This window comes from Streptococcus oralis (assembly GCF_003943415.1).
In the GTDB taxonomy this organism is placed as follows: domain Bacteria; phylum Bacillota; class Bacilli; order Lactobacillales; family Streptococcaceae; genus Streptococcus; species Streptococcus oralis_BJ.
The window spans coordinates 214,127-238,022 of record NZ_RJPK01000002.1 but is presented as its reverse complement, the minus strand read 5'-3'; the positions used below and the strand labels follow the sequence as shown (position 1 = coordinate 238,022).

20 protein-coding genes and 1 riboswitch are annotated in these 23,896 nt (G+C 43.2%); all 20 genes read left to right on the top strand.

Going from position 1 to position 23,896, the window contains the following annotated elements; all coding sequences use genetic code 11:
- Positions 1-75: 75 nt before the first annotated feature.
- Positions 76-2,907, top strand: a complete 2,832-nt coding sequence (gene uvrA / locus D8801_RS03845; RefSeq protein WP_125847981.1) for an excinuclease ABC subunit UvrA — start codon at positions 76-78, stop codon at positions 2,905-2,907.
- Positions 2,900-3,961: a M24 family metallopeptidase gene (locus D8801_RS03840; RefSeq protein ID WP_125847979.1), complete on the top strand. Its 1,062-nt coding sequence runs from the start codon at positions 2,900-2,902 to the stop codon at positions 3,959-3,961. The genes uvrA and D8801_RS03840 overlap by 8 nt, the downstream gene beginning before the upstream one ends.
- A 53-nt stretch (positions 3,962-4,014) precedes the next feature.
- Positions 4,015-4,165: riboswitch (M-box (ykoK) riboswitch) on the top strand.
- Between the two features lie 157 nt (positions 4,166-4,322).
- Positions 4,323-7,022 (top strand): magnesium-translocating P-type ATPase, encoded by a 2,700-nt coding sequence (gene mgtA / locus D8801_RS03835; protein ID WP_125847976.1) that lies wholly within the window; start codon positions 4,323-4,325, stop codon positions 7,020-7,022.
- 134 nt (positions 7,023-7,156) lie between these two features.
- Positions 7,157-7,555: a transcriptional regulator Spx gene (gene spx, locus D8801_RS03825; RefSeq protein WP_000591165.1), complete on the top strand. Its 399-nt coding sequence runs from the start codon at positions 7,157-7,159 to the stop codon at positions 7,553-7,555.
- A gap of 63 nt (positions 7,556-7,618) precedes the next feature.
- Positions 7,619-8,188 (top strand): SP0191 family lipoprotein, encoded by a 570-nt coding sequence (locus tag D8801_RS03820; RefSeq protein ID WP_125847974.1) that lies wholly within the window; start codon positions 7,619-7,621, stop codon positions 8,186-8,188.
- 87 nt (positions 8,189-8,275) lie between these two features.
- Positions 8,276-8,542: an IreB family regulatory phosphoprotein gene (locus tag D8801_RS03815; RefSeq protein WP_000507060.1), complete on the top strand. Its 267-nt coding sequence runs from the start codon at positions 8,276-8,278 to the stop codon at positions 8,540-8,542.
- Positions 8,543-8,545: 3 nt separating this feature from the next.
- A complete protein-coding gene (gene ruvX, locus D8801_RS03810) occupies positions 8,546-8,965 on the top strand; it encodes a Holliday junction resolvase RuvX (protein ID WP_002876031.1) in 420 nt (139 codons plus the stop codon).
- A 15-nt stretch (positions 8,966-8,980) separates the two neighbouring features.
- Entirely contained in the window at positions 8,981-9,286 is a 306-nt protein-coding gene (locus D8801_RS03805) for a DUF1292 domain-containing protein (RefSeq protein ID WP_000017624.1), read from the top strand.
- Positions 9,287-9,644: 358 nt separating this feature from the next.
- Complete coding sequence (locus D8801_RS03800) at positions 9,645-10,895, top strand: bifunctional folylpolyglutamate synthase/dihydrofolate synthase (RefSeq protein ID WP_125847971.1); 1,251 nt, start codon at positions 9,645-9,647, stop codon at positions 10,893-10,895.
- 90 nt (positions 10,896-10,985) lie between these two features.
- The gene (locus D8801_RS03795) at positions 10,986-11,441 is read left to right on the top strand and encodes an SP_0198 family lipoprotein (RefSeq protein WP_125847969.1); all 456 of its coding nucleotides are present in this window, start codon (positions 10,986-10,988) and stop codon (positions 11,439-11,441) included.
- Positions 11,442-11,625: 184 nt separating this feature from the next.
- Entirely contained in the window at positions 11,626-12,777 is a 1,152-nt protein-coding gene (locus D8801_RS03790) for an iron-containing alcohol dehydrogenase (RefSeq protein ID WP_125847967.1), read from the top strand.
- An 87-nt stretch (positions 12,778-12,864) separates the two neighbouring features.
- Entirely contained in the window at positions 12,865-14,133 is a 1,269-nt protein-coding gene (locus D8801_RS03785) for a glycosyltransferase (protein WP_125847965.1), read from the top strand.
- 3 nt (positions 14,134-14,136) lie between these two features.
- On the top strand, positions 14,137-15,117 hold the full coding sequence (locus tag D8801_RS03780) for an NAD-dependent epimerase/dehydratase family protein (protein WP_125847963.1): 981 nt from the start codon (positions 14,137-14,139) through the stop codon (positions 15,115-15,117).
- On the top strand, positions 15,092-15,907 hold the full coding sequence (locus D8801_RS03775; RefSeq protein WP_125847961.1) for an MBL fold metallo-hydrolase: 816 nt from the start codon (positions 15,092-15,094) through the stop codon (positions 15,905-15,907). The genes D8801_RS03780 and D8801_RS03775 overlap by 26 nt, the downstream gene beginning before the upstream one ends.
- Positions 15,885-17,147, top strand: coding sequence for a F390 synthetase-related protein (locus tag D8801_RS03770; protein ID WP_125847959.1), 1,263 nt, complete (start codon positions 15,885-15,887; stop codon positions 17,145-17,147). Before D8801_RS03775 ends, D8801_RS03770 begins: the two co-directional genes overlap by 23 nt.
- A gap of 14 nt (positions 17,148-17,161) precedes the next feature.
- Positions 17,162-18,106, top strand: coding sequence for a 3-oxoacyl-[acyl-carrier-protein] synthase III C-terminal domain-containing protein (locus D8801_RS03765; protein ID WP_125847957.1), 945 nt, complete (start codon positions 17,162-17,164; stop codon positions 18,104-18,106).
- Between the two features lie 123 nt (positions 18,107-18,229).
- A complete protein-coding gene (cls, locus tag D8801_RS03760) occupies positions 18,230-19,762 on the top strand; it encodes a cardiolipin synthase (RefSeq protein ID WP_125847955.1) in 1,533 nt (510 codons plus the stop codon).
- A gap of 72 nt (positions 19,763-19,834) precedes the next feature.
- Positions 19,835-19,978: a hypothetical protein gene (locus D8801_RS09825; protein WP_169447033.1), complete on the top strand. Its 144-nt coding sequence runs from the start codon at positions 19,835-19,837 to the stop codon at positions 19,976-19,978.
- 35 nt (positions 19,979-20,013) lie between these two features.
- Positions 20,014-21,570, top strand: a complete 1,557-nt coding sequence (locus D8801_RS03755; protein ID WP_125847953.1) for a damage-inducible protein CinA — start codon at positions 20,014-20,016, stop codon at positions 21,568-21,570.
- Between the two features lie 116 nt (positions 21,571-21,686).
- Positions 21,687-23,894, top strand: a complete 2,208-nt coding sequence (gene nrdD, locus D8801_RS03750) for an anaerobic ribonucleoside-triphosphate reductase (protein WP_173259128.1) — start codon at positions 21,687-21,689, stop codon at positions 23,892-23,894.
- Positions 23,895-23,896 lie beyond the last annotated feature (2 nt).

Sequence of the window (23,896 nt, the reverse complement as noted above, 5' to 3'; positions counted from 1 at the left end):
AAACAGCTTTTTGGGTAATAGAATTTCACATTTTTTGGTATAATGGAAAGCAATAATGGACTAGAAAGAACAAAGATGCAAGATAAAATTGTGATTCATGGGGCACGTGCCCATAACTTAAAAAATATTGATGTGGAGATTCCGCGAGACAAGCTGGTCGTCGTAACGGGCTTATCAGGTTCTGGGAAATCCAGTCTAGCTTTTGATACCCTTTATGCGGAGGGGCAGCGTCGTTATGTAGAGAGCTTGTCAGCCTACGCTCGTCAGTTCTTGGGTAACATGGAAAAACCAGATGTAGATGCCATTGACGGTCTCAGCCCAGCTATTTCCATCGACCAAAAAACGACTAGCAAAAACCCTCGCTCGACGGTGGGAACTACGACTGAGATCAATGACTATCTGCGCCTCCTCTACGCACGTGTGGGGACACCTTACTGTATCAATGGACACGGGGCTATCAAGGCTTCTTCTGTTGAGCAAATCGTTGATAAGGTCTTAGAATTGCCAGAACGCCAACGTTTGCAGATTTTGGCCCCTGTCATCCGCAAGAAAAAAGGTCAACACAAGAGTGTCATTGAAAAGATTCAGAAAGATGGCTATGTTCGTGTCCGTGTGGACGGGGAGGTCTATGATGTAACCGAAGTGCCAGAGTTGTCTAAGAGCAAGCAACATAATATCGATGTTGTGGTCGACCGTATCGTCATCAAGGAGGGCATTCGTAGCCGTCTCTTCGACTCAATCGAGGCTGCCCTTCGTATCGCAGAAGGCTATGTGATTATCGACACCATGGACGATTCTGAGTTGCTCTTCTCTGAGCACTATGCCTGTCCAGTTTGTGGTTTTACCGTACCAGAGTTAGAGCCTCGTCTCTTCTCCTTCAATGCTCCTTTTGGTTCTTGCAGTGAGTGTGACGGTTTGGGTATCAAGTTAGAGGTGGATATTGATTTGGTAGTGCCAGATGCCAGTAAAACGCTACGCGAAGGGGCGTTAGCGCCTTGGAATCCTATCTCATCTAACTACTATCCTAACATGCTAGAACAGGCTATGACAGCCTTTGGAGTGGATATGGATAAGCCTTTTGAAGACCTATCAGAAGAAGATAAGAACTTGATTCTTTACGGTTCAGATGGAAAGGAATTCCATTTCCACTATGAGAATGAATTTGGTGGTGTGCGCGATATCGATATTCCTTTTGAGGGAGTTGTCACAAATATCAAGCGTCGTTATCATGAGACTAACAGTGATTACACCCGCACCCAGATGCGCCTCTACATGAATGAGTTGACCTGCGGCACTTGTCACGGCTATCGTCTCAATGACCAGGCCTTGTCTGTCCGTGTGGGTGGCGAGAATGGACCACATATCGGAGAAATTTCAGACCTGTCTATCGCAGACCACTTGGACTTGGTCAGCCGGTTAACTCTATCTGAAAATGAAGCCATCATTGCTCGTCCCATTCTCAAGGAAATAAAGGATCGCTTGACCTTCCTCAATAACGTGGGCCTTAATTATCTGACCCTGTCACGTTCAGCAGGGACCCTTTCGGGTGGAGAAAGTCAGCGCATTCGCTTGGCAACCCAGATTGGTTCTAATCTATCAGGTGTCCTTTATATTCTAGATGAGCCGTCGATTGGTCTTCATCAAAGGGACAATGACCGTCTCATTGCCAGCTTGAAAAAAATGCGTGACTTGGGCAATACTCTCATCGTGGTAGAACATGACGAAGATACCATGCGCGAGGCGGATTATCTGATTGACGTTGGTCCGGGTGCTGGTGTTTTTGGTGGGGAGATTGTTGCTGCAGGAACGCCCAAACAGGTGGCTCGCAACAGCAAGTCTATCACAGGTCAGTACTTGTCAGGGAAACGTGCCATTCCAGTGCCAGCAGAGCGCCGTTCCGGAAATGGTCGTTTTATCGAGGTGACGGGTGCGCGTGAAAATAACTTGCAAAATGTCACGGCCCGCTTCCCGCTAGGGAAATTCATCGCAGTAACGGGGGTGTCGGGCTCAGGTAAGTCGACCTTAATCAACAGCATTCTCAAAAAAGCAATCGCTCAAAAACTCAACCGCAACTCAGACAAGCCTGGTAAATTCAAGACTATTACGGGGATTGAGCATGTCGATCGCTTGATTGATATTGACCAGAGCCCTATCGGACGAACGCCGAGGTCTAACCCTGCTACCTATACGGGAGTTTTTGACGATATACGTGACCTCTTTGCCCAGACAAACGAGGCCAAGATTCGAGGCTACAAGAAGGGTCGTTTCAGTTTCAACGTCAAGGGTGGTCGTTGTGAAGCCTGCTCAGGTGACGGGATCATCAAGATTGAGATGCACTTTTTGCCAGATGTTTACGTGGCTTGTGAAGTTTGCCACGGAACCCGCTACAACAGCGAGACCTTAGAAGTCCACTACAAGGAAAAGAATATCTCGCAGGTCTTGGACATGACCGTCAACGATGCGGTTGAGTTCTTCCAACATATTCCTAAGATTCAACGCAAACTCCAGACCATCAAGGATGTAGGGCTAGGATATGTGACCTTGGGACAACCAGCTACGACCCTTTCAGGTGGAGAAGCTCAGCGTATGAAGTTGGCTAGTGAGCTCCACAAACGCTCGACAGGAAAATCTTTCTACATTCTGGATGAGCCGACGACAGGGCTTCATACCGAGGACATCGCTCGCTTGCTTAAAGTCTTGGCTCGCTTTGTCGACGATGGCAATACAGTCCTTGTCATCGAGCACAATCTGGATGTCATTAAGACTGCAGACCATATCATCGACTTGGGACCTGAGGGCGGTGTCGGTGGTGGAACCATCATCGCAACAGGAACTCCAGAAGAAGTGGCGGCCAATGAAGCCAGCTACACAGGACAGTATTTGAAAGGAACGTTACATCATGAATAAACGTGTACAAGCATTTCTAGCTAAAATGCAAGAAAAAGAACTGGATGGCATCATCATCAACAACCTTAAAAATGTCTATTATTTGACTGGTTTTTGGGGTTCAAACGGAACAGTTTTCATCAGTCGTGACCGCCAGGTCTTGGTAACGGATTCTCGCTATATCATTGCAGCCAAGCAAGAAGTGACAGGTTTTGAGATTGTGGCTGACCGCGATGAATTGACTGTTATTGCAGGCATTGTTAAGGATATGGGCTTGTCTCGCATCGGTTTTGAGGATGAGATTTCGGTCTCTTATTACCACCGTATGCAGGCTGCCTTTGCGGGAATCAACTTGTTGCCACAAACTCAGTTTGTTGAAGCACTCCGTATGATTAAGGATGAGAAAGAGGTCGCGACCATTCGCAAGGCTTGTTCCATCTCAGACCAGGCTTTCCGTGATGCGCTTGACTTTATCAAACCTGGGAAGACGGAGATTGAGATTGCCAACTTCCTTGATTTCCGCATGCGGGAGCTAGGAGCGGCAGGTTTGTCTTTTGATACGATTCTAGCAAGTGGTATCAACTCTTCTAAACCCCATGCCCATCCTATGCACAAACCAGTTGAACTAGGCGAAGCTATTACCATGGACTTCGGCTGCCTGTACGAGCATTATGTGAGTGACATGACTCGTACCATCTACCTAGGCCATGTCAGTGATGAGCAGGCAGAGATTTACAATACGGTTCTAAAAGCCAATCAAGCCCTGATTGACCAGGCTAAGGCGGGGCTAGGTTTCCGCGACTTTGACAAAATTCCTCGTGATATTATCGTGGAAGCAGGCTATGGCGACTACTTTACCCATGGTATCGGACACGGTATCGGCCTCGATATCCACGAAGAACCTTACTTTAGCCAAACTTCTACTGATACGATTAAGGCAGGAATGACCTTGACAGATGAGCCAGGTATCTATATCGAAGGCAAATACGGGGTGCGTATTGAGGATGACATTCTCATCACCGAGACAGGTTGCGAATTATTGACTCTAGCTCCGAAAGAATTGATTGTTATCTAAAAAATGAGATAAATAGTTGACTTTTATATTTTAAAGGTTTATACTGATAGACGAAAACGGTAGGTGAGGCTACCATAGGGATACGGATGACTACCGCAAAGCAGTGGAGACACTACTCGTTGGTCAACAGTCCTGGTCGCGAAGGCCAAGACTAAGCTCATTTCATTGCCCTATGGAGTTAAAGCTTGAACGAAAAACAGATAATTAGTTTTTTTAATCCTGCCATTTTATGGTGGGATTTTCTACTGTTTTAGAACAAGGAAAGGAGACAGACGATGCAAATTGACGATCACCCAGAACCGCACATACACAGCCAATCGCTGATTTGTGTCGTTCTGCCCTTATAAAGTGATTGGTCTCTGTGTATGAAACACATCATTCATACAGACAGGAGAAATCAATGAAAACTACTAAAGAAAGATTAGCAACAGCTATTCACACACCTCTAAAAGAAACTCTATCTTTTTATAAGACAAGTCTAACAGGCTTGACTGAGGAGCAGGTTGAGAAAAATCGTGATCTATATGGTGAAAACACCATCACCAAGGGTCAAGAAGACAGTATCCTCAAAAAGATTTACGAATCTATTATCAATCCTTTTACCATCATCCTGCTGGTCATTGCAATGATTTCCATGGTGACCAATGTCTGGTTGGCGAAACCTGGACAAGAGGATCCGACAACCTCTATCATCATCGTCGTTCTCGTTTTAATATCTGGTGGCATACGCTTTGTTCAAGAATTACGGAGCGACAAAGCTGCGACAAATCTGTCAAAAATGATTGTAAATACAGCTACGGTTATTCGTGAAGGCCAGAATTTAGAGGTCGCGATTGAGGATTTGGTTGTTGGAGATATGGTCAAGTTGAGTGCAGGGGATATGATTCCAGCAGACCTCCTTTTGATTGAATCGCGCGATTTCTTTGTCCAACAGTCTGGCTTGACAGGTGAAAGTGATTCAGTTGAAAAACTGGCCTTGTCAAAAATGAGTCAGTCAAATTTTGACAGCTTGCTAGAAGCAGAAGCGCTTGCTTTCATGGGAACTAACGTGATATCAGGAAGTGCCAAGGCTTTGATTCTAGCGGTCGGTGATGACACTATGATGGGAGAAATCGAGCAGACCCTCAATACCTATGATGAGCCGACCTCTTTTGAGCGGGAGATGAACAGCATCTCCTGGCTCTTAATTCGTTTGATGTTAGTTATGGTCCCCATCGTATTTCTTTCCAATGGTTTGACAGATGGAGATTGGTTAGAAGCTGGCGTATTTGCCTTGAGTGTGGGCGTCGGGCTCACACCTGAAATGCTTCCCATGATTATCACGGCCAGTCTAGCTAAAGGCTCCATTATCATGGCCAAGGAAAAAGTCGTCATTAAAAAACTCAATGCCATTCAAGATCTAGGTGCTATTGATATCCTGTGTACGGATAAAACAGGAACCCTTACCCAAGACGAAATTGTCCTTGAATATCCTTTGGATATACATGGGGATTTGGATTTGTCTGTGTTGAGACGTGCTTATCTCAATTCCTATTTTCAAACGGGATTGAAAAATTTAATGGACCGTGCCATTATCAGTAGAACTGAAAAAGAAGCTAAAGAACACGCTATTCTACAAAATTTGGATACTAGCTTCCAAAAAATAGATGAATTGCCCTTTGACTTTGAACGCAGACGGATGAGTGTCATCGTCAAGGATGAAAACGAAGTTGTTAGTTTGGTAACCAAGGGTGCCCTAGAGGAGATGCTTGCGATTTCAACCCAAGTGGAATATCAAGGTCATATTAGTCCTCTGACGGATGATATCCGAGTGGAAATTTTAAAAGAAGTAGACCAACTCAATCAACAGGGTTTGCGAGTCTTGGGAGTTGCCTATAAAACAGGTCTAAAAGAAGGTTTTGCTTACTCCGTTGAAGATGAAAAAGAGATGATTCTAACAGGATATCTTGCCTTCTTAGACCCACCAAAACCATCAGCAGCACCTGCTATTCAAGCTTTGTTAGAACACGGCGTTCAAACAAAGATCTTGACGGGGGACAATGAAAAGGTGACCCAAGCAGTATGCGAAAAAGTTGGTTTAGACGTTGATCAAATCTTGCTGGGTTCTGATATTGACGCCATGACGGACGAAGAGTTGGCCCAAGCAGTCGAGAAAGTAACCGTCTTTGCCAAACTCTCTCCTGATCAAAAAGCACGAATCATCTTACAAATCAAATCCAACGGACATTGTGTCGGCTATATGGGGGATGGGATCAATGATGCCCCTTCTATGAAAGTAGCCGATGTGGGGATTTCTGTTGACACAGCAGTAGATATTGCCAAAGAAACGGCTGATGTCATTTTGCTAGATAAAGATTTGATGGTGCTTGAAAAAGGTCTGGTTGAAGGGCGCAAAGTCTATGCAAATATGACCAAATATATCAAGATGACGGTCAGCTCTAATTTCGGGAATATTTTCTCTCTTTTAGTATCTGGTATCTTTTTACCTTTCCTTCCTATGGCTCCGATTCACTTGATTGTGTTAAACCTGGTCTACGACCTTTCTTGCATAGCCTTGCCATTTGATAATGTGGATGAAGACTTTTTGAAACATCCTCATAAGTGGGAGGCTCAGTCTATTACTCGTTTTATGATTTGGATGGGTCCTATTTCTTCTGCCTTTGATATTTTGACCTTTATCTTGCTCTATTTTGTCATTGTTCCAATGGCGACAGGTCAAGCCTATGTCCACGGAGCAGAGTCCGCAACGGGCTTTATCATCTTGTTCCAGACAGGTTGGTTCATTGAATCCATGTGGTCCCAAACCATGGTTATTCATATGCTTCGTTCAGCAAAACTTCCTTTCCTACAAAGTCGTCCGTCATGGTTTGTTCTTGCAACAACCTTGCTAGCAGCTAGTTTTGTGACTTTCCTTCCCTACTCTTCAATTGCGAGCCTGCTTCATTTAACCCCTTTGGAACCAATTTATTTCCTCTTTTTGCTTTTGATAATCATTCTCTATATGATCAGTGTTACAGTAGTGAAACGAATGTACATCAAAAAATTTAAAAGTTGGCTATAAATTGATTTTGTCAAGAAAAAAGTACGAAAATAGCGAAAAAAGTTAAATTTTTTTAAAAATAGGTCGCAAGTCGGATGTTTTTTATGGTATAATAGATTAAACTGATAGTAACATGTAGCGAAAGGGGTAGGCACATGATTAAGATTTATACCGTCTCCAGTTGCACAAGCTGTAAGAAAGCGAAGACTTGGCTCAACGCACACCAGTTAAGTTATAAAGAACAAAACCTTGGTAAAGAAGGGATTACGAGAGAAGAGCTACTTGATATTCTGACAAAGACAGATAATGGAATTGCCAGCATTGTATCATCAAAAAACCGCTATGCGAAAGCTTTAGGAGTTGACATCGAAGATTTGAGTGTGAATGAAGTACTCAACTTGATCATGGAAACGCCACGGATCTTAAAAAGTCCTATTCTAGTTGACGAGAAGCGTTTGCAGGTCGGTTACAAAGAAGATGATATCCGTGCCTTTTTACCACGCTCTGTCCGTAATGTAGAAAATGCAGAAGCACGTTTGCGTGCAGCTCTATAAACATCGAGGCTGGGGTATCTCCTAGCCTTGTTCATTTTTTATCAAAAAATCATGTGAGGAATTATGAAAAAGATAGTAATTGGCGCAGCTACTCTCCTCCTGCTACTTGCAGGATGTAGCCAAAAGAAGGAAACGACATCCAGTTCAAAACATGAATCCGAAACGCTCCAGTCTACTCTGCCAGTTTTGGAAAATGCGGAAAAGAATACGATTGTGACCAAGACTTTGATTTTCCCTGAGTCAGGAGATGGCGTCAAGCAAACGCAAACCATTACCTATAAAGGGAAACAATTTCTAAAATTGGTTATTCGGCAGATACGGCCCTTAAGTGAGGAATTGAAATCCTTTATCGCTGACCACGGTCTTGAAGCTACAAAGAAAGCCTTCGCGGAAGCCGAGGAGAAAGATGAAAGTCTCCAAGAAGCACGTAAGTTAGAGGGTTTTACGGTTGAGACTCAGTTAATCAGCGAGACAGAGATGGAAACTACTACGACTTATGATTTTCAAATTTTAGATGTCAAAAAGGCGGCGCAAGTAGAATATCTAAAGAATATTGGCTTAGAGACTCTTTTGAAAAATGAACCAAGCCAATATATCGAAGATAGAATAGCAAATGGTGCGACAGAACAGTAAGAAAATCCAAATAAATAGATTGACTTAATTGTAGAACGTAAGGAAATATGCTATAATAGTACTATTCTAAGGAAAGAGGGTGTTAGAATGGGATTTACTGAAGAAACTGTACGTTTTAAATTGGATGATTCCAACAAGAAGGAAATCAGTGAAACGTTGACAGATGTCTATGCTTCTCTGAATGAAAAGGGTTATAATCCGATAAATCAAATCGTCGGTTATGTATTGAGTGGAGACCCTGCCTACGTTCCTCGTTACAACAATGCACGAAATCAAATCCGTAAGTATGAGCGTGATGAAATTGTTGAAGAATTGGTGCGCTATTACCTTAAAGGACAAGGAGTCGATCTATAATCTATGAGAATTATGGGATTGGACGTCGGTTCAAAAACAGTAGGCGTTGCCATTAGCGACCCACTAGGCTTCACTGCTCAAGGACTTGAAATCATCCAGATCAATGAGGATCAGGGCCAGTTTGGTTTTGACCGTATCAAGGAATTGGTTGACAGCTATAAGGTAGAACGTTTTGTAGTAGGTCTGCCTAAAAACATGAACAATACCAGTGGACCGCGGGTAGAAGCTAGTCAAGCCTACGGAGCAAAATTAGAGGAACTTTTTGGTTTACCAGTAGACTATCAAGATGAGCGCTTGACGACAGTCGCAGCTGAGCGTATGTTGATTGAGCAGGCTGACATCAGTCGCAACAAGCGAAAAAAAGTCATTGATAAATTGGCTGCTCAGCTGATTTTGCAAAATTATTTAGATAGAAAATTTTAAGACAGAGGAGAAACTATGTCACACGATCACAACCACGATCACGAAGAACGTGAATTGATTACACTAGTAGACGAGCAAGGAAATGAAACCTTATTTGAAATTCTTTTGACCATTGACGGGAAAGAAGAATTTGGTAAGAACTATGTTCTTCTAGTGCCAGTTAACGCAGAAGAAGATGAAAACGGTGAAGTTGAAATTCAAGCTTACTCATTCATCGAAAATGAAGACGGAACAGAAGGCGAATTGCAACCAATCCCAGAAGACTCAGAAGATGAATGGAACATGATTGAAGAAGTCTTCAACAGCTTTATGGAGGAGTAAAAATGTTCAGTGAACATTTTTACCCTTACGCTAAAAATAAAGACCGTAAGTAAGTCTGGGAGACTGTATCAGCCCAACTCCTGAAAATTAGAAGAGTTGGAACGTCCGAGGGATATTTTTACCCCAGTTCCTTTAAATAAGAGAGAACTGGTAAGTCTGGGAGACTGTATCACCCCAATTCCTAAAAATTGGAAGAGTTGGAATATCCAGTGGATATTTTTAGCCCTGCGCTAAAATTCATACTAGCTAGTGATTAGCTAACCAGGTAAGAGGTCGGGATTTTTGTCCCGACCTCGCTTTTTACTTGCAATTATACTTTGTTGTGGTAGTGGAATGTACTTTTGTTAAGGAGATATGCATGTTTGAAGTAGAAGAATGGCTTCATAGTCGGATTGGTTTAAACTTTAGATCTGGACTTGGACGAATGCAGCAAGCAGTGGATTTGCTGGGGAATCCTGAGAAGACTTATCCTATTATCCACGTGACAGGGACCAATGGCAAGGGATCAACTATTGCCTTTATGAGGGAGTTGTTTGTTGCTCATGGTAAAAAAGTTGGTACTTTTACCTCTCCCCATATCATCAGTATCAATGATCGAATTTGTATCAATGGACAACCGATTGCTGATGAAGATTTTATTCGTACAGCTAACCAAGTCAAGGATATGGAAAAAACTCTTTTGGAAACACATGACCAATTGTCTTTCTTTGAGTTGTTGACCTTGATTGCTTTGCTTTACTTTGAAGAGCAGGACGTGGATCTAGTCCTGCTAGAAGTGGGTATTGGTGGTCTGCTTGACACCACGAATGTCGTAACAGGAGAGATTGCAGTTATTACTTCCATTGGCCTAGATCATCAGGAGACCTTGGGTGATAGTCTGGAGGAAATAGCAGAGCAGAAAGCTGGTATCTTCAAGGCTGGAAAGAAGGCGGTCATTGCCAAGCTTGCTCCAGAAGCTGAGCTTGTCTGTCAAAAAAGAGCAAAAGAGTTGGACGTAGCTCTTTATCGAGCGGGGCAAGACTTCACCTTGAAAGATAGTAATTTTTCAAGTAGGCTAGCAAGTTTTTCACGGCTTGAAATCGGTTTGGAAGGTACCTATCAGCAAGAAAATGCCGCCTTGGCTTTACAAACCTTTCTTCTTTTTATGGCGTCAAGAGAGGAAGGTGTCGAAGAAGAGCTTGTCAGACAGGCTTTGAAAGAAACTTACTGGGCAGGTCGATTGGAACGAATTCGTCCGCAAATCTACCTAGATGGGGCTCATAATCTTCCAGCCTTAACTCGTCTGGTCGAGTTTATCCAAGGGAAAATCCAGCAAGGATATCAAGTTCGCATTCTTTTTGGCGCCCTTAAACGCAAGGATTATCAGGGGATGCTAGGCTATCTAACGGAACAGTTGCCTCAGGTAAAACTTAAGGTAACGGGCTTTGACTACCAAGGTTCTTTGGATGAGAAGGATGTGGCGGGTTACGATTTGATTCCTTCCTATGGCGATTTTATCAGCGAATTTGAAGAAAAGGCCAATGACCAGAACTTGCTTTTCGTGACGGGGTCACTCTACTTTATCTCGGAAGTGCGAGCGAGTTTGGTTGGAAGCGATGGGACTAGTTGACCTTCTAGGCTTAAGTTGTTATACTTGAGGTAGGAGGTACATCTGGAAACTGATCCAGCAAATCATTGACAAAAAAGAAAGGAAATCGCTATGAAAACGAAAATATTCACACTTTCTATTGCTTCCCTAGCAATTCTTAGTCTTTTAGCAGCTTGTGGACCTAAGGCACAAGCCCCTACCCAGCAATCTGCTCAGCAACCATCTACTCAACAAGAATCATCTTCTAGCGCTGCTACAAGTGCTAGTCAACCACAGGCGTCCTCAAGTCAGGATACTACTGTAGCTCAACCTACGAACATCGATGGTACCTATGCTGGAAAAGATGAGAATGACCAAATCACTCTTGTTGTAACAGGTAAAACTGGTACATGGACTGAAGTCGAGCCAGATGGAGATAAGGAAATCAAGCAAGTTAGCTTTGAGCCAGAAAATCAACGTGTCATTATCGGTGATGATGTCAAAATTTACACTGTTAATGGTAATCAATTGATTATCGACGATATGGATCGAGAGGCATCTGACCGAGTAGTCTTAACGAAACAATAATCATTAAGTAAAAGTTCCAATGAGATGAAATCCATCTTTTTGGAACTTTTTTCTTGAAAAAGTGGCTGGCTGTTCTTTACTAACTTTTTACTTAAAACGCTTACAAATGTTTGTAAAACTTCTTATAAGGTCGTATACTTATGGTAAATAATCAAATAGCGCAAAGGCGCAGGAGGAAAAGCATATGGCTACATTTTACGTTCCATCAGTTAACCTTATCGGTAAAGGTGTTGTAAATGAAGTAGGTCCGTATATCAAGGAACTGGGGTATAAGAAGGCCCTTTTGGTGACAGATAAGTTCATCGAAGGCAGTGATATTTTACCTAAGGTCCTAAAACCACTAGATGCTGAAGGGATCGAATATGTGATCTTTAGCGATGTGGAGCCAAATCCGACTTGCAAGAACGTCACAGACGGAGTGGCTGCCCTGAAAGAGCATAGTTGTGACTTCATCATCAGTCTTGGAGGAGGATCTCCTCAGGATGCGGCTAGTTGTATCTCTATCATCGCTACAAATGGTGGAAAACCACAGGACTACGAAGGTCTCCACAAGTCTGCTAAAAAAGGGTTGCCAGTGGTTGCGATCAATACAACAGCTGGAACTTCTGCAGAAATTACGATTAACTATGTCATTACTGACGAAGAACGCAAAGTCAAAATGGTAATGGTAGATAAGAACAGCCTCGCCCTTATCTCTGTTAATGATCCAGAACTCATGCTTTCAAAACCGAAAGGATTGACAGCGGCGACAGGTATGGATGCTCTTACCCACGCTGTCGAAGCCTTGGTAACACCAGGTGCTTATAATGTGACCAAGAAACTCTCTATCGGAGCTATTGAACTAATCAAAGAGTATCTTCCTCGTGCTGTGGCAAATGGCCAAGATATTGAAGCGCGTGAGGCCATGGTCAATGCCATCTTCCTCGGTGGTATGAGCTTTAACAATGCTGGTTTGGGCTATGTTCATTCTATGGCTCACCAACTCGGTGCGGTATATAACTTGCCACATGGTGTCTGCTGTGCCATGCTTCTCCCAGTTGTAGAACGTGAAAATGCCAAGCGTGTACCAGAAGCTTTTCGCAATGTAGCCAAGGCCTTGGGACTCCATGTGGAAGGGAAAACAGACCAAGAATGTGCTGCCTACGCTATCGCTGAAATTGAGAAACTGTCTGAAACAGTAGGCATTCCAAAGAAACTCACTGAACTCGGTATCCAAGAAAAAGACTTTGACTTTGACTACCTTTCTAAGAATGCCTTGATTGATGCTTGTGCACCTGGAAATCCATTTATGCCAACCTTGGAAGAAACAATTGCTCTCTACAAAGAACTCTTCTGATTCATAAAGTGAAAAAGAAGCTAAATAATGCTAGGAAGAACTATCATTTTGGTAGTTCTTTTTTTAAAAATTTGCTATTCTAGACATATGAGAAAAATCAAAATCGATGTGGTTGTAGTGCCCTTAAGTGGGCATCTCTTCCCAACCCTGAATCTGCTCGCACCCTTGTTGAAGGATCCCTTGTATGAGATTCGATTATTTACAGGACCACAACGAAAAGTTGTCGCAGAGGAGATGGGATTCCAGGTGATTCCCATTTTAGAAAATTCTGTAGATGAATTTGAGCGCGTAGCCAACAATGAAGGGCAATTAAACCTTATTTCTGCTTATCGACAGTTGTCAGCTAGTCTTGATTTGATCGATGTGGTGTCTGACCAACTAGTGCAAGAGTGGCAGGAAAATCGACCTGATATTGTGATTGCCGACTTCATCACCTTATCTGGGGGGTTAGTAGCGGAACAGTTGGGAATTCCTTGGATAACAACCATGGCGACACAATTTGCCATTGAAACGACAGATGGACCGCCTTGTTTCTTTGGAGGAATGGGCAGTCCAAAGACACCGTTCCAATCTGTCCAGCAATGGCTGGGGAGAAAAGTGACTCGTTTAGGGAAACGAATCGTAACCTTTTTATTGAGAGAACGCTTAAAACGTTACGATTTTAAGCTCTACAATCAAAAAAATCAGGAAACCATTTATTCGCCCTATTCCATCTTGGGAATTGGGATGAAAGAGTTGGAGCTGAAAAGTGGTTTTCCAGAGCACTACCTTTGGGTGGGACCTTTTGGTTCTTCGATTGAGAGGGCAGAGAATTACCCCCTAGATTTGGCTCCTTATGCAAATCATAAGAAAGTCCTCGTATCTTGTGGGACTCAGCTAGCATGGGCCAAAGACAACCTCCTCTACCAGACCCAACAATTGGCAAAAGCCCATCCGGACTGTCACTTCTTTGTAACTCTGGGATTCGGCGGACAAGATTTCCAATGTGAAGAGCTCATGGAGAATGTTTCGGTGGTATCCTATCTTCCCTATAAGGAGTACATTCCCCAGATGGACTATGTCATTCATCATGGTGGTGCAGGTATTTTTTACCAGTGTATCATCTATGGTAAGCCTGCCTTGATTCTCCCCCATGACTATGATCAGTATGACTATGCAGTTCGTGGATTAGAGGCAGGGATTGCCTTAACTGCTAAACGAGAGGATACGGAAGCGATTGAACGTGCCTTTGATGAGTTGTTGGCTAGAGATGACTGGGCAGACTTGAACAAACTTAGTCGTGCAGCTCAAATCTATCAGCCAACAGAGATTCTGAAGAGCGAAATACATCGGCTCTTAGGGGACAAGGAGAAGTAAAAAATGAAGAAAGTATTGGTAACAGGTGCTACGGGCTTTCTAGGCAAGTATGTTGTTGAAGAGCTCAGTCAGCAGAGCTATCAGGTACGCGCTTTTGGACGCAATCCCAAGGCAGGTCAGTCTTTGGAAAATTCCTTAGTAACATTTTTTCAGGGAGATTTGACCAAGCAAGAGGATTTGGCTCAGGCTTGTCAGGGGATGGACATGGTTGTGCATGCGGGTGCTCTTTCTACCGTTTGGGGTCCTTGGGAGGATTTCTATCAGACAAATGTCTTGGGGACCAAGTATGTTCTGGAGGCTTGTCGGGAGGCGGGGATTCAGCGTTTGGTTTATGTGTCCTCGCCTAGCATCTATGCTGCGCCTCGAGATCAGCTTGCTATCAAAGAAAGCGATGCGCCTCAGGAAAATAATCTTAACAACTACATTCGTAGTAAGCTGGCTTCGGAGAAGCTGTTTAAGGATTATCCCGATGTTCCGAGTATTATCTTACGACCTCGTGGGCTTTTTGGGATTGGGGATACCAGTATTTTGCCCCGGGTTCTCAAGCTCAGTCAGAAGATTGGTATTCCCTTGATAGGAGATGGTCGTCAACTGATGGATATGACCTGTGTGGAAAATGTCGCTCTGGCCATTCGCTTGGCACTAGAGGCTACTCAGGCTAGTGGCGAAGTCTATAATATTACCAACGGGGAACCAAGAGCCTTTAAGGACCTAATAGAAGAAACCTTGAGAGGGTTGGGCTATCCGATAACATACAGAAAAGTGCCGGCTCCTCTTCTTTCAGCTATTGCAAGTAGTTTAGAGTTTCTTTATAAGACCTTGAAACTTAAAGGCGAGCCGGCTCTGACACGCTATACCTATTATTTGCTGCGATATAGCCAGACGCTGGACATCAGCAAGGCGGAGCGAGACTTGGGGTATCGCCCTCAAATCAGTATTTCGGAAGGGATTGAACAATATGTCCAAGATTATCGAAAGCATTGATTATTTCCCAGCAGGCTACTGTACTAGCTATACAGGTTTGCTATTCAAGGGAGTCAAGAATCAAAAGATGACCTTTCCAGCAGGTGTTTTTCTTATCAAACACAGAGACAAGGGCTATTTGCTATGTGATACTGGCTATCACTATGATATTAAGACGAAGCTTCGCTATGGTTTTTATCGTCTAGGAACACCTGTTCAAATGACGGAGAAGGACCAGATTTCACATTTACTGAAAGCGAAGGGAATCAAACCAGAAGAAATAAACTATGTCCTTCTATCTCATTTACATCCAGATCATCTGGGAGGAGCTAGCTTCTTTCCTCATGCAACCTTTATCTTGACAAAAGAAGTGTATGAAGTCTACCAAAAACCTAATTTGAAAGACTTGATTTTCAAGGAGTTTTTGCCAGCTTCTTTTGAAGAAAATCTAACTATTATCAGAACTGACCAGCATCACCCGGGATTTCCCTATCGTCCGATTTGTGATCTTTTCGGAGATGGCAGTATCCTAGTAGCTTCTGTTGACGGGCATGCTAGGGGGCAAGCCTGTCTGTACCTTCCAGACTTTAATCTCCTCATTGCAGCAGACCTCTGTTGGGGAATTGACCTCTTACCTTATACCAAGCAGATGCACCTGCTTCCTTCTTTGGTTCAAGATAACAAGGTGGACTATATCAAGGGGACGGAGTTTCTGGAGGAAGTCTTAAAGGCCGGTATCGAGGTAGTTGTTAGCCATGATCCTGTAGAAAGGATAGAGTCAATCTTATATGAAAAAAATAACCTTTCTTAAAACCTTTATCCAAACTCGCTGGCTTTATAACTTCAAATCTCGAGAGGCTTTAGAGAACTACCAGAAAGTGCAATTAGCTAACTATATGGACTTTTTAGAGCGAGAGTCGCCCTATTTTAAAAATGGAGTTCCTAGCGACTTTGACCATATGGACAAGGCCTTTATGATGGAACATTTCAATGAGCTCAACACCCAAGGAGTGGATCGGGATGAAGCCTTGGCCTTGGCTATTGAAAGCGAGAAGACCCGTGATTTCACTGAACTTAAAGGCGAAGTGGCAGTCGGTCTGTCTTCAGGGACATCTGGACATCGGGGCCTCTTTATCACAACAGAGAAAGAGCGAAGTATGTGGGCGGCGGCTATCTTGGCAAAGATGTTGCCCAAAGGTCAACTTTTTGGACACCGCATCGCCTTTTTCCTGAGAGCCGATAATGAACTCTATCAGACCATCAATACGGCCCTCATTCGTTTAGAGTATTTTGATATTTTCAAACATACAGATGAGCATATCGGGCGTCTCAATAGTTACCAACCGACCATTGTGGTAGCACCAGCCTCTATGTTGCTTGAATTGAGCAAGCACCTCACAGCTGGAGAGTTGGCCATTCACCCACAAAAAATCGTTTCGGTGGCGGAAATCTTGGAAGATAGTGATAGGGGACGGATCGCAGAAGCCTTTTCACTATCCATCATTGACCAAGTTTATCAGGCGACAGAAGGTTTCCTAGCCTGCACCTGCTCAGCTGGCAATCTGCATCTCAACGAAGACATTATCTTTGTGGAAAAGCAGTATCTAGATGACCGCCGTTTTTATCCAGTGATTACGGACTTTAAACGAAGCAGTCAGCCTGTTTATCGCTACCAGCTCAATGATATCTTGGTTGAAAATCCGGAGCCTTGTCCCTGTGGCTCCTGCTATACACGGATTGACAAGGTCGAAGGACGTTCTGATGATATTTTCTACTTTGAAGGGCAGGATGGGGGACAGGTGACCATCTATCCAGACTTTATCAGACGTTGCATCCTCTTTGTGGAGAATGTGGGAGATTACCAAGTTAAGCAACATTCCGAGAAATTAGTAGAAGTTTGTCTAAGCCGACGAGATGAGGACGTAGAGACAGCAATTTTAGCACAGTTTTATCTCTTGGCCCAGCAAAAAGAGTTCATAGTTCCTCAAATCCAATTTTCAGATTATCACTGGGATACTAGCCGTAAACTCAAACGTATCCAACGTTTATGAAAGGAAAAAAGACAATGACAGAAGTAACAAGACATGTAGAAGTCGCAGGTTATGGTGTTTGCCTTCCAAAGCATACCGTCCAATTCAAAGACCAAACCCGTTATCGTGTAGTTGAAAATGAAGAAACCCAACTAGATTTGGCAGAAGCAGCTATCCAGCGTGCACTTGAACATGCAAATTTGGATATTAAAGATATCGATTGCCTTGTATCAGCTAGTGCAGTTGGTGTTCAGCCTATTCCTTGTACGGCTGCCTTGATTCATGAGCGCGTGGCAAAAGGACACTCAATCCCAGCTATGGACATCAATACGACCTGTACTAGCTTTATTTCTGCTCTATCGATCATGTCCCACTTGATTGAGGCAGGCGAATACGGTCGTGTCCTGATTGTATCCAGTGAGGTTGGTAGTTTAGGGCTCAATCCCAAGCAAAAAGAAAGTTTTGAACTCTTTAGTGACGGGGCAGCAGCTTTTATTTTCCAAAAAAGCCATCAGGAAAAAGGGGTCATTGCTAGTCTCCAACGTACTTGGTCAGAAGGAGCTCACGATACGGAAATTCGTGGAGGTCTGACTTCTTTTCAACCAAAAGAGTACTCTGAAGCGACGAAAACCAACTATATGTTTGATATGAAGGGAAAGAAAATCCTCCTCTTGTCAGCTCGTAAAATCCCAGTCATGTTTGAAGAGTTTCAAGAAAAGACACAGCTAGCCTTGGGAGATGTGGACTATATCATTCCTCATCAAGCTAGTCGCGCCCTTCCTTTGGTTATGGAAAAGCTAGGTGTAGCTGAGAATCAATACCTCAATCTCGTCACGGACTATGGAAATATGGTGTCAGTCTCTGTGCCATTTGGCTTGGCCTATTCATTGGACCATGGATTGGTTAAAGAAGGAGATATCGTCTACCTTATGGGAACTGCTGCTGGTATGACGGTCAATATGTTGGCTCTCAAACTCTAATACGCATCTGAAAATGGAAGGGCAAGAGTAAAAGGTTGCCATCTCCCCCTGAACTGAGGTATACTAGTAGAAAGATTAGTTTATCAAGCGGCGAGGGAGAATGTTAGAAAAGGAAGGGGATGTATGACAGCTAGAAAAATGCAGCTACTCATGTCCAAGTATGGCTTTAGTATTACCATCATGTTGGCGGAGTTGTTTATCATCTTTGGTTTATTTCTCTATCTAGGGCAGATGGCTCCGATTCTCTGGATTATTCTAGTTATTTTGATGAGTATGGCGACCATTGTATCGATTGTTAATCGATCCATGAATCCAGAAAGCAAGGTGACTTGGCTGTTAGTAGCCTTTGTGCCAGTATTTGGCCCCTTGCTCTATATCATGTTTGGAGAACGCCGTTTATCGAAAAAAGAAATGAAACAGCTAAAGCAGCTCCAGTCAATGGTTGACCGAGAGGATAATAGCAGAGCCCTCCGTTTGGAGTTAAAAGAACAAGATAAGTCGGCTTACGGAGTCATCAAATCCCTCCTCAGTATGGATACGAACGCAGATGTCTATGATCGAACGGACACACAATTTTTTGCCTCTGGTGAAAGCATGTGGCATCAGATGCTAGAGGACCTCAAGAAAGCTGAGAAATTTATCTTTCTCGAATACTATATCATCGAAGAAGGCTTGATGTGGAACAGCATTTTAGAGATTTTGGAAGAAAAGGTAGCTCAAGGAATAGAAGTCAAACTCCTCTATGATGACATTGGTTGTATGGCTACTCTGCCTGGAGATTATACTATCCAGCTTCGTGGTCGAGAGATTGAAGCCCATAAATTTAACAAGGTGATTCCACGTTTGACCGTTGCTTATAACAACCGTGACCACCGTAAAATCATGATTATTGATGGGCAGATTGCTTATACAGGTGGTGTTAATCTGGCGGATGAGTATATCAACCATATCGAACGCTTTGGCTATTGGAAGGATAGCGGTATTCGTCTGGATGGACCGGCAGTCAAGGCTTTTACTAGACTCTTTTTATCAACCTGGTATATCAACCGTGGGGAAATTAGTGACTTTGATCAATACCATCTCGAAAATCAACCTAGAGATGGGATGGGGCTCTGTATTCCCTATAGTAGTGGACCAAAACCCATCTACCGAGCTCAAGTTGGAAAAACGGTCTATCAAAACCTTATCAATCAAGCTACAGACTATGTCTATATCACGACTCCCTATCTGATTGCTGACTATGATCTGACCGAAAGTATCAAAAATGCAGCATTGAGAGGGGTAGATGTGCGAATTGTGACGCCGTATATCCCAGATAAGAAGGTCATCCAATTGGTTACTCGCGGAGCCTATCCAGACTTGCTATCTGCAGGTGTTCGCATTTACGAGTATAGTCCCGGATTTCTTCATAGCAAGCAAATGCTGGTCGATGGAGAAGCGGCTACTGTGGGGACCATCAATTTTGACTATCGTAGCTTGCTCCACCACTATGAAAATGCCGTCTTACTTTATAGAACGCAGTCCATCATAGATATTAAGAGGGACTTCGAGAAGATTTTTAAAGTTTCTCGAGAAATCTATCCCCACACGATCAAAACAAGCTGGTACCAAAGCTTAATCAAGGAAATTGTCCAGTTGTTTGCGCCCATGCTCTAACTATCCACCAAGATCTAGCCCAAGGCTGGATCTTTTTTGTCTTCTTACGAATAGATAAGCAGGAGGATGAAAATGCTAAATCAAGAAGAATATGATTTTATCCTAGAGTTTCAAACAAGCAGTTTACACCGTTTTCGAGAGATTGAACGCTATGCTGAGCTAGATAAGAAGTTAAGGAAATATCAATCCCTAGCTGACATTCCTGTAAGATTTTGATATACTAAAACAGATAAACTTAGAGGAGAAATTGAATGAACGTATACGAGGAAAAAGACGAACAGCTAGAAGAATTTCGATACCAGTATCGGGAACGGCTGGATCAAGAGTCTGAATTTGGACTGGAGCGAGGTAAGAAGAAACGAACTCCGCTTCCATTTTTTAGTATGGCAATTTGGAGTCTGGCTGCTACAGCTGTTTCTGTAATGTTGCCTCTGATCTTTGGTTTGGTGAGCCCCCAACAGATGCAAGATCTTTATACTGGTTGGGCGCTACATCAGAGTGGGCAGATTTACACGGATTATTATGGTTCAAATGGACTGCTTTATTACGTACTAATCTATCTCTCTCAAGGGAGTATTCTTTTTGCTTTGGTGGAGTGGTTGGCCTTGTTCGGAGCTGGTGTTTTTCTATTTAAATCCGCAGATACCTTGACAGGTCAGGGAGAGCAGGCTAGACAGCTTTTGTTGGTTTTCTATCTGCTTGTGGGCAGTCTGGGATTTGGTGGTAGCTATGCAGTTGCTGTGGCCTTGCCTTTTCTATTTTATAGTTTTAGCCTAGTGGCTGACTATCTGGATGATCCAAGTAACGATAAAGGTTTCTTGCGAGTTGGGATGAGTTTAGCATTAGCTTTCTTCCTATCACCTATTCCCACAGCTTTGTTTGCAGCCACACTTGCCTTGAGTTTGTTTGGATTTAATATTGCCCAGCATCGATTTGCTCATGGATTGTATCAATTTTTCGCATCAGCTCTAGGATTTTCTCTCCTTTTTTATCCAATTGGCTATTATACAGTCTTAACAGGAACATTTGGTGATGCGATCAGCCATACCTTGTATCCAATAGATACACTTAGCCTATTTTCAAATGCCAATCTTATGGAGAATGCTGCTTTCTATGGCTTGCTATCCATCGGTGTTGGGATTCTGACAGTAATCTTTTCAGGATTGTTTCAGACCAAGTCAGCCAAACAATTTGCTATCTCAATAGGCGCTAGTTTAGGTTTACTGGTGACTCTTGCTCTGTTAATTCTTTCAAAGGAACCTTTGCATGGCTCACGTTTGGCAGCGATTTTGCCCTTTCTGACATTGTTATTGTTAACCAACATCAAAGAAGGGAATCCTGAACGCATCAGTCGTAGTAGACGAAGAGTCCGCTCTTCATCACTCTTTGGTCGCTACCTCAAGGGAAATTTCTATCTACCATTAGTTGCGATAGTCTATTTACTTTTCCTACCTGTTTTGAGTCGCTATATTTCGCATCCAAGTACTTATCAGGAACGTGAGCAGCTTGCTAGCTTGGTCAAACAGCAAACGAGTTCCGAGGATCGTGTCTATGCTTGGGATAATCGGCCAGATTTCTACCGCGCAAGTGAACGCTTGGCACCAAGCTCTCTAGTGACACCAACACTCTATACTGCAAGCGACGAGAATAAAACGAAACTAGTCAATGACTTGAAAGAAAATCAACCGAAGATGATTTTGGTCAATCAAAAGGTTGCCTTGTGGTCGGATGTAGAGAGCCTACTTAGTGAAAAATACGAGCTTGTTCAGACGGATAGTAAGGAATTCAAGCTTTATAAATCTAAATAACAAATCAATATCTTGTGTATTTTTAAAAATTTTAGAATTTTCAACACAAGATATTGATTTTTCTTTTTAGAGTGGTATAATATCACTTAAGAAGAAAAATAGAAAAGAGCCTGGATATGATTGTATTAGAAGAAAACCTTGCAACCGTTCCCACTTTGTTCGTTGAAAAACGAGATGGTAGACGTGTAGTGTTTGATATAGACAAGATTGACAAAGCTCTCCACAAGGCGGCTGACAAAGTCATGGATGTGACACCCTTGGTTGAAAAACGTCTAAATGGCCTGCTTGAGCGTATTGTTGCGGAAATTCATAGTCGTTTCCCTCAAGGTGTCAAGATTTACGAGATTCAGAATATCGTAGAGCATGAACTCCTTGAAGCTAAAGAATATGCGCTGGCTGAGGAGTATATCACTTATCGGACACAAAGGGATTTTGAGCGCTCAAAAGCGACAGATATCAACTTTAGTATCCATAAACTTCTCAATAAAGATCAGGCGGTTGTCAATGAAAATGCCAATAAAGACAGTGATGTCTTTAATACTCAGCGTGATTTGACAGCAGGGATTGTTGGGAAATCAATCGGACTGCAAATGCTTCCTAAGCACGTAGCCAATGCTCACCAAAAGGGGGATATCCACTATCATGATTTGGACTATAGCCCCTACACACCGATGACCAACTGCTGTTTGATTGATTTCAAGGGTATGTTAGAAAATGGTTTTAAGATTGGAAATGCGGAGGTAGAGAGTCCCAAGTCTATTCAAACTGCAACCGCTCAGATTTCGCAAATCATTGCTAACGTTGCTTCTAGCCAGTACGGGGGCTGTTCAGCTGACCGTATCGATGAAGTCTTGGCACCTTATGCGGAGAAGAATTATCAAAAACACCTCAAGGATGCGGAAGAGTGGGTCTTGCCTGAAAAACGGGAAGATTACGCATGGAAGAAAACGCAAAAGGACATCTACGATGCCATGCAATCTCTCGAGTATGAAATCAACACCCTCTTCACTTCAAATGGACAAACACCTTTTACTTCGCTAGGTTTTGGTCTGGGAACCAATCGTTTTGAGCGTGAAATTCAAAAGGCTATCTTGACTATTCGTATCAAGGGACTTGGTTCAGAACATCGAACAGCTATCTTCCCTAAACTCATCTTCACGCTGAAAAGAGGACTCAACTTAGAAGAAGGTTCACCTAACTACGACATCAAACAGTTGGCTCTTGAGTGTGCAACCAAGCGGATGTACCCAGATGTCTTATCCTATGATAAGATTATCGAGCTGACAGGTTCTTTCAAGGTTCCGATGGGTTGTCGTTCCTTCCTTCAAGGATGGAAAGATGAGAATGGCGTCGAGGTCAACTCAGGCCGAATGAATCTAGGTGTTGTGACAGTCAATCTGCCTCGTATCGCCCTCGAGTCTGAAGGGGATCTGAATAAGTTTTGGGAAATCTTCAATGAGCGGATGAATATCGCGGAAGATGCCTTGGTTTACCGTGTGGAAAGAACCAAGGAAGCAACACCAGCGAATGCCCCTATCCTCTATCAGTACGGAGCCTTCGGTCGCCGTCTTGGAAAAGAAGAAAGTGTTGACCAACTCTTTAAGAATCGCCGTGCGACAGTTTCGCTGGGCTACATCGGTTTGTATGAAGTGGCTACAGTCTTCTTTGGAAACAGCTGGGAAAGCAATCCTGAAGCCAAGGAATTCACACTGGATATCATTCGCGATATGAAACGTCGTGTGGAAGAGTGGTCTGACCAATATGGTTACCATTTCTCTATCTACTCCACACCGTCTGAAAGTCTGACAGACCGCTTCTGTCGCTTGGATACAGAGAAGTTTGGCTCTATTCCTGACATCACGGACAAGGAATACTACACCAACTCTTTCCACTATGATGTCCGGAAAAATCCAACACCGTTTGAAAAATTAGACTTTGAAAAAGTTTATCCAGAAGCAGGTGCGTCAGGTGGTTTCATTCATTATTGTGAGTATCCAGTTCTTCAACAAAATCCAAAAGCCCTGGAAGCTGTTTGGGACTATGCCTATGACCGAGTTGGCTATCTAGGAACCAATACTCCGATTGATCGTTGCTACAAGTGTGACTTTGAAGGAGATTTTGAACCAACTGAAAGAGGCTTTGCTTGTCCAAACTGTGGTAATAGCGACCCTAAAACAGTAGACGTTGTCAAACGTACGTGTGGTTATCTGGGAAATCCGCAAGCGCGTCCGATGGTCAATGGACGCCACAAGGAAATTGCTGCGCGTGTCAAACACATGAACGGTTCAACCATTAAAACAGCCGGACATGAAGTAACAAATTAGAA